Genomic DNA, 7388 nt, shown 5'->3' on the forward strand with positions numbered 1-7388 from the left:
CTGATAACTGCGGCTGGTACTTGATAACTGATAACTGATAACTGATAACTGTTAACTGTTAATGAAGAACAAACAACATATTTTCTATGCATAAAATTCCCGTTACAGTCATTACAGGATTTCTTGGCGCAGGCAAAACGACGTTGATTCGCCATTTACTCCAAAACAATCAGGGACGACGCATTGCTGTTTTGGTCAATGAATTTGGGGAAGTCGGAATTGATGGCGAACTTTTGCGTTCCTGTCAAGTCTGTGACGATGAAGAAGACCCCAACAGTAACATTGTTGAACTCACCAACGGTTGCTTGTGCTGCACGGTGCAAGAGGAATTTTTACCAGCGATGCAAGAATTGCTAAAGCGACGCGATCGCATTGACTGCATGTTAATTGAAACCTCTGGACTAGCACTACCAAAACCATTGGTGCAAGCATTCCGGTGGCCGGAGATTCGCACGCACGCTACAGTGGACAGCGTCATCACCGTGGTGGACTGTGAGGCTTTAGCAACCAATCAATTTGTGGGCGATTTAGAAGCCCTAGAAGTACAGCGACAAGCCGATGCTAGCTTAGAACACGAAACACCGATTGAAGAACTGTTTGAAGATCAGCTTGCGTGTGCTGACTTAGTGTTGCTTACTAAGGGCGATCGCGTTGATGACCAAACCCAAGCTAAAGTGCAGCAGTGGTTAAAGCAGAACTTGTCTCCTAGTGTAAAACTCATTCAGTGCCAGGACGGTAAAATTGATTGCGATCTGTTACTCGGTTTCAACGCTGCGGTAGAAGACAACTTGGATAGTCGCCCCAGTCACCACGATACCGAAGCCGAACACGAACATGATGACGGAATTAATGCGGTGCAACTACTACTAGACCAGGCATTTGAGCCGTCTGTCTTGGTTCAACGTTTGCAAACATTGGTACAACAGCAAGAAATTTACCGAATAAAGGGATTTGTCGCAGTTCCGAAAAAAGCCATGCGTCTGGTATTACAGGGTGTTGGTAATCGATTTGACTACTTTTATGACCGTCCTTGGCAACCCCACGAACCCCGTCAAACGCGATTAGTGTTGATTGGTCGGGAACTTGATCAGGTTGGCATTGAGTCATTGGTGCGACAGGGGAACTAAATATTAGCTACAACTTCTCCAATCTTGCTGATGTCATAACCACCGAGAACCTCTAATTGCGATTGGACTAGCCGATGTCCCAAAGTACTAAGTAACTGCTGTACTGGTGCTTCTTCCAAGTATTCCTTGAGAATCACCAAGTCGTATCGCGCACGATGCAGCGGAACAAATCCCAACCCAAAGGCAGTAGCTATAGATGCCGTACTAACACCTGCATCAACAATTCCTGAGACTATAGATAAAGCAACATCTTTATGGCTGTGGACGATATGGTCAAATCCTTTGAGAGTGTGGAATGGCACTTGTTCCTCTTGGAGTTTTCGTTCTAAAAGCATCCGACTGCCAGAACCTGATTCACGGTTAACAATGGTTGCTCCTAAATCCACCAAATCAGAAACTGTTTTAATTCCCATTGGGTTTCCCGGTGCAACTAATAATCCCTCTTCCCAAACCCCGATGGTAATTAAGACAGCATTCTTACCTCCTAAAGCTTCCCGCGCAAAGGGAATGTTATATTCCCCAGTTTGCGGATCGTACAAGTGCATCCCCGCGATATGGACTTCACCTCGTTCTAAACTACGCAATGCTGCCATGCTGTTAGCAAAATTGTAATGAACTCGCAACTGGGGATGCCAACGTTCGGTGGCTTTCGCCCAAAGGGAAATCACAGGCGTACAACCAGCTATCACGACTGTATTGTGCAGTTTGTCCGTATCATCCAAAAGTCTGACTTGGACTTTATTTGTACCTGTCTTACTTTGTGCCTCACCCTTCGGGTTCGACAGTTTGCTTATGCCGGGGAACCCGTCCACCCTTACGGGTTCGCCAGTCACCTGCGGAGGGAAACCCTCCCGCAGTGCTGGACTCACCGCAACTGTCTCACCGTCTGCTGGAATCATTTCGATGCGAAAAGCATCGTTTCCAACCAGGGGATAAGCTATCCATTGACCCCCAACTCGTGCTAGACTTACTCGCAATTGCTGTCCACTCTTAACTGGTTTAGTAAGAACGGCCTCAACTTCCGGCAAATCTTCCTCGAACCAGAATAAGTTCTCGACTTGGCAGCCAAGCGCTTTGGCTAAACGCAGTGACACAGCAACTGAAGGAGCATATTGTCCCGATTCCACACCGCTAATAGTCTGACGAGTTACGCCAGCTATATTAGCCAGATCTTGCTGACTCATGCCCAAGCGAGTTCTAATCGACTTCAGATTGTTGCAAAGACTACCGTCCTGCTTCATGAGGCTGTATCTCTCCGTTACAAAAAGTCGCAGTGGGCAAACTTTATCTACCGAGGCTATAGCAAGGTCTTCTAGTCTATGCTGTTTTGCCTTGGAAGACTAGAAGAATGCTTTTACAATTTCGATGATCCTACTGCAAGAATAGCATACATTTAGCTGAAATACTTGCTATTTTTTGATTCTCTGTAGCAAGAATAGTATACTAATTGCTAAAATATTTATCATTTTTTTGCTTTTTACAGCAAGTGTTAAGCGATAGAGTGCAGGCGGCTTCCGCATCGCCGTCAGGCATTCCTCTAGGATAAGGCTTTTTGAAGAGTAGGGTAGGCAATCGTCATCGTAGGATAACAGGCTCGTGTCCAATAAGCTAAAGCGTAATTATAAGCCATGTGCAGACAAAGTATCTGTCCTAACGCTATTATTTTAGGATTGTGTACAGCTTGCCACAGAATCTAGCTTTAGTAAGTATTTTTGCAAGATACATGATATTGTTGCCGCAAAAAAAAATTCCCCAACAGCAAATACTTTTGCAAGATGTATGCTATGCTTGCATCAAGGGGATAAAAAGAGCCAAAGCATTAACAAGTCTTCCTACAGAAACGGAAAACGTTAGAAGACTTAGCTATTTCCACCGAAGGTGCTATTGAATCGGTTACGATTTTCAGTAACTCTATTCTTGAGGTATTTGACAGATCATAGTTCCTGATGAAGATAAAAGTTTTACCTTTTTACAGTTCGTCTGTGGTCTTGGACAATCGCAACATCTTAGGCAATTTCATTTGCTGTAATTGACTTCATATGACATTGAAAAGTTTTGTTTAGTGCGGCTAAATAATTAGCTTTGTGACTTCTCACTGAATATAAAAGCTTGCTGGATGAGGTGCATTTAACTTTACTGGGTTAGGTGTATCCAACTGGGGGAAAGGGAAATTTCCCTTTCCCATTTCCTCTCATTCCCACACTTTTAGAGAACTCCCAAAAAAGTTTTGAATACTTTCACCAAAACACCACTTCTGGTCACACTTTCTGATATCTACAATCAATCAACGACAAAGAAGATTATGACTTCTACACACAAGAGAAAAAACTGACTGACAGTGTGTCTTCCCAGGAGTTGGAAATTGCTATTTGATAGCTTTTCTGCCGATAGGGGATGTGGAGTAAATACGCTATAGAACACCTTCTGACTCTATACCTGGTTACTCCTTTTACCCTTCGGGTATGCCTGCGTTCGCCAAGGGCGAACGCAGTCGCCTCTGTCGGGAAACCCTCCTGCAGCGCTGTCTCACTGTCCACTCCCCTATCTTTCCTCTTCATACTAAAAACGCATTTATGACGGCAGTCGCTACAATGAGAGATTTTGGGATGCCCACAATCGTGGGGCTGGGAAAAACTCTCCAACGCGCTGCCTCCAGAAGTAAGTAGGGAATACAACATTCCTATAAAACTTGAATTTGACCATTCTGGCTTGCTGCAAAAACGTCTTTTGAGTGGAGAACACAGTGATATATTTGCTAGCGTTGATATGGAAAATCCAACTGCTTTGATGAAAGCTAATAGAAGCAGTCCTGTGGTGAATTTCATCAGGAATAAAATGTGTGCAATTGTCAAACCCAGTTTAAAGGTGACGCCAAATAATCTTTTAGATTGGATGTTAAATCCAGAAATCAGATTAGGAACATCAACACCGAATGAAGATACTTCTGGGGACTACGCACAAGAAATATTCCATAAAGCTGAAAAAGTACAAGCAGGTAGCTTTAACGAACTAAATCGGAAAGCACTGCGCTTGATAGGTGGGCGTAATTCTCCTGTTGTTCCCAAGGGAAAGAATGAAATTGCATACTTCATTACTGAGACACAACAGGTAGATATCTTTTTAAGCTACCGTACTGATGCTAGGTTAGCTGTTTTAGCAGCATCGAGTATGCAAATAGTGGAATTACCAGAAAATCTGGCAGTCAAGGCTAATTATGGTATGACTTTGATGAAGGATGCCCGCAGTTCTGGAGTGATGTTAGCTATGTATATTCTTTCCCAAAATGGACAAAAAATCTTGACTAAATATGGGTTTGACTCACCTTTAATTTTGGATAACTAAGTGAAGATGGCTGAAATAGACAAGAACTATACATACAAGTATTGAGAAGTCACCTTCTACCAAATAAGAATTGAGTAGCTATAAGTAATTCCATTCATAGTTTGCACGAAAACAGAATGATTTTCCGTAAATAAGGAGGAAAAAATAAATTTTAAAAAATTGGCACAAGATGTCAATCAAGCTCAAAATCAATAATAAGTATTTTACTTATTCCTCATTCCTTCTTCCTCCACCTCATCCTATTCAACGCAAGGAAAGACATGAAAAACACTCAAGTAAAAATCAACCAACCACTCAACGAGACAGTCTGCGAACATAACCAGAAGAAATTGGAGGACAAGAAAAAGAAATCTTGCAAAAAACCACCACAACCAGGTGCAGCCCAAGGGAATTGTTCTTTTGAGGGGGCGATGGTTGCTCTTGTACCAATTACTGATGTTGCTCATTTAGTGCATGGTCCCGCTGCTTGTACTCGTAACCCTTGGGAAAATCGTGGTAGTCTCTCTTCAGGTTCTGAATTATATAAAATCGGCTTCAGCACTGACTTGAGTGAGAATGATGTCATTTTTGGTGGTGAAAAGAAGCTTTATCAAGCTATTCTCGACATTGCTCAACGCTACAATCCTGCGGCTGTCTTTGTCTACTCTACCTGTGTCACTGCTTTGATTGGTGATGATACGGATAGTATCTGTAAAGCAGCTGCAAAGAAAATTGGTATTCCAGTTGTCTATATAAATTCACCTGGATTTCTTGGTAGTAAGAATTTAGGTAACCGCATCGGTGGTCAAGCTTTATTAGAACATGTGGTTGGAACTGCAGAACCAGAAATTACTACACCATTTGATATCAATATCATTGGTGACTACAACGTTGCTGGTGAAATGTGGAATGTTTTGCCACTGTTCAATAGATTGGGTATTCGTGTTCTCTCCAAAATGACGGGTGATGCTCGCTATCAAGAAATTTGCTATGCTCATCGTGCCAAGTTAAATGTAGTGATTTGCTCAAATGTATCACTAGGAATGGCAAAAACAATGCAGGAACGTTATGGAATTCCTTACATTGAAGAATCTTTCTACGGTGTGGAAAACATAAATCGTTGCTTACGCAATATTGCAGCAACATTAAGCGAATCTCTTGGGGAGAACCTCACTTCACGCTATCTTCAAGAACGCACAGAATGGCTGATTGCAGAAGAAACCGCTGCGCTAGATATTGCTTTAGCTTCCTATCGTTCCCAGTTAAAAGGTAAACGCATTGTTCTCTATAGTGGTGGCGTAAAAAGTTGGTCGATTATTTTAGCAGCCAGAGACTTAGGAATGGAAGTTGTTGCTACCAGTGATAGAAAGAGTACACCAGAAGAGAAAGCCAAAATTAAGCAATTGCTCGGTCAAGATGGCATGGTTTTGTCAAAGGGAAGCCCCAATGTATTACTACAGGTACTGAAAGATACAAAAGCTGATATGTTGGTTGGCGGGGCTAGCAATCAATACACAGCACTGAAAGCAAAGATTCCTTTTTTGGATGTTAACCATGAACGTCATCATGCCTACGCTGGTTATGCAGGGATGCTGAAAATGGCACAGGAATTGTATAAAGCCTTGTATAGTCCTGTGTGGGAGCAAGTCAGAAAACCTGCTCCTTGGTGGAATGAAAAAATCGACCAAGTCCTTTCAGGGCAGGTGTAGGGGTATATGGGAAGAAAGGGATAAGGGGCAATTTGGGACAAAGGAAAGAAAGAGTTAATAGACAATTATTTATTTTTTCCTTACACCCTTACACCCTTGTTTTATGACCATGATTAATTCGTTATTAGTTTTGGTTAGCAGCAAATGACAAAGTACAAACAACAATTACTAAATTTCTGGAGTCAATAAATGAAAGTAGCTTTTACGACAAGCGACGGAACCCATATTAACACTCACTTTGGCTTGGCAAAAGATATTGATGTGTATGAAGTCTCTAAAGATGGATTTAATTTTATTGAGACTTTAACCTTTGAAGGCGACTTAGAAGAAGCTCCCCATGAAGATAAGATTACACCAAAAATGGAAGCAGTTCTTGACTGCAGAATTGTATATGTTAAAGCTATTGGTAAACCAGCAGGAAACAAGTTGATGAAGGAGGGTGTAACTCCTATTAGAGCACAAGAATATGATACCATACCCGATATTCTATATATGCTAGTACAAAGTTTAAACGGTGATGCCCCACCAATGTTACGTAAAGCCCTGCAACTGGTAGAGAATAACTTAGCATATTCCCATGATGAAGAATAATGGAATTTTGAATTTAGGGTTGTCTTGCATCTTTTTTGTACCCATTGAACGCTTCAAAGAAAGTTGGATGCAATTAAGTAAAAGTAGAAATGGAATGATTGACGACAGTCCTCAATCTTTGGCAAAGAAGAATATTAACCAAGATTATCGACTTTAATAGCAATTCTATCTGATTTGCAAGAATCGAAAAACCTAGAACCCCCGACTTCTATAAGAAGTCGGGGGTTTTGTTTCTCAAAAATGATTTATAATCGTTATATAAAACGTCAAGAATATTTATCATTAAATATTTTAGTTAGAATATTACGTCTAATTAAAAAATATTCTGAGCTTAAAAACGAGATCAAAAATAGACAGCTCTGTCTATTTTGCCAAGCTAATTAAATTATTTATTTTGATATTTGTTGACATTTTGTTATCAAAATAACGTTAAAAATGTCTGATTGTAGTTACTATTTAAAAAGAGAAAAGAGAAAAGAATCTTTCTTCTCAAAGAACTGAAGAAAAAAAGCTTTGTTCTAGTATTGGAATTGCATAAGGAGCAATGACACCATGCCATTGAAATTATTGAAGTGCGACGAAAGCATACCCGAACGTGAAAAGCACGTTTACATCAAAGAAAAAGGAGAAGATACAACAC

At 41.0% G+C, this 7388-nt stretch carries 6 protein-coding genes; 5 read left to right on the forward strand and 1 reads right to left on the reverse strand.

The window, feature by feature from the left end:
• Positions 1 to 86: 86 nt before the first annotated feature.
• Positions 87 to 1127: a cobalamin biosynthesis protein CobW gene (cobW, locus tag DP116_RS25590; RefSeq protein ID WP_169157829.1), complete on the forward strand. Its 1041-nt coding sequence runs from the start codon at positions 87 to 89 to the stop codon at positions 1125 to 1127.
• Here the strand turns inward: cobW and DP116_RS25595 are convergent.
• Complete coding sequence (locus DP116_RS25595; protein WP_246275793.1) at positions 1124 to 2311, reverse strand: XRE family transcriptional regulator; 1188 nt, start codon at positions 2309 to 2311, stop codon at positions 1124 to 1126. The genes cobW and DP116_RS25595 overlap by 4 nt on opposite strands.
• Before the next feature lie 1417 nt (positions 2312 to 3728).
• On the opposite strand from DP116_RS25595, the gene DP116_RS25600 reads away from it, so the two are divergent.
• The 4 genes from DP116_RS25600 to DP116_RS25615 all read left to right on the forward strand — a co-directional run bounded on the left by DP116_RS25600 (position 3729) and on the right by DP116_RS25615 (position 6905).
• On the forward strand, positions 3729 to 4469 hold the full coding sequence (locus DP116_RS25600; RefSeq protein ID WP_211173510.1) for a substrate-binding domain-containing protein: 741 nt from the start codon (positions 3729 to 3731) through the stop codon (positions 4467 to 4469).
• A gap of 260 nt (positions 4470 to 4729) precedes the next feature.
• Positions 4730 to 6157 (forward strand): nitrogenase iron-molybdenum cofactor biosynthesis protein NifE, encoded by a 1428-nt coding sequence (nifE, locus tag DP116_RS25605; RefSeq protein WP_169157831.1) that lies wholly within the window; start codon positions 4730 to 4732, stop codon positions 6155 to 6157.
• Positions 6158 to 6346: 189 nt separating this feature from the next.
• Positions 6347 to 6748: a nitrogen fixation protein NifX gene (gene nifX, locus DP116_RS25610; protein ID WP_169157832.1), complete on the forward strand. Its 402-nt coding sequence runs from the start codon at positions 6347 to 6349 to the stop codon at positions 6746 to 6748.
• Positions 6735 to 6905, forward strand: a complete 171-nt coding sequence (locus tag DP116_RS25615; RefSeq protein ID WP_169157833.1) for a hypothetical protein — start codon at positions 6735 to 6737, stop codon at positions 6903 to 6905. Before nifX ends, DP116_RS25615 begins: the two co-directional genes overlap by 14 nt.
• Positions 6906 to 7388: the final 483 nt, after the last annotated feature.

It is taken from the genome of Brasilonema bromeliae SPC951, assembly GCF_012912135.1.
Lineage (GTDB): Bacteria > Cyanobacteriota > Cyanobacteriia > Cyanobacteriales > Nostocaceae > Brasilonema > Brasilonema bromeliae.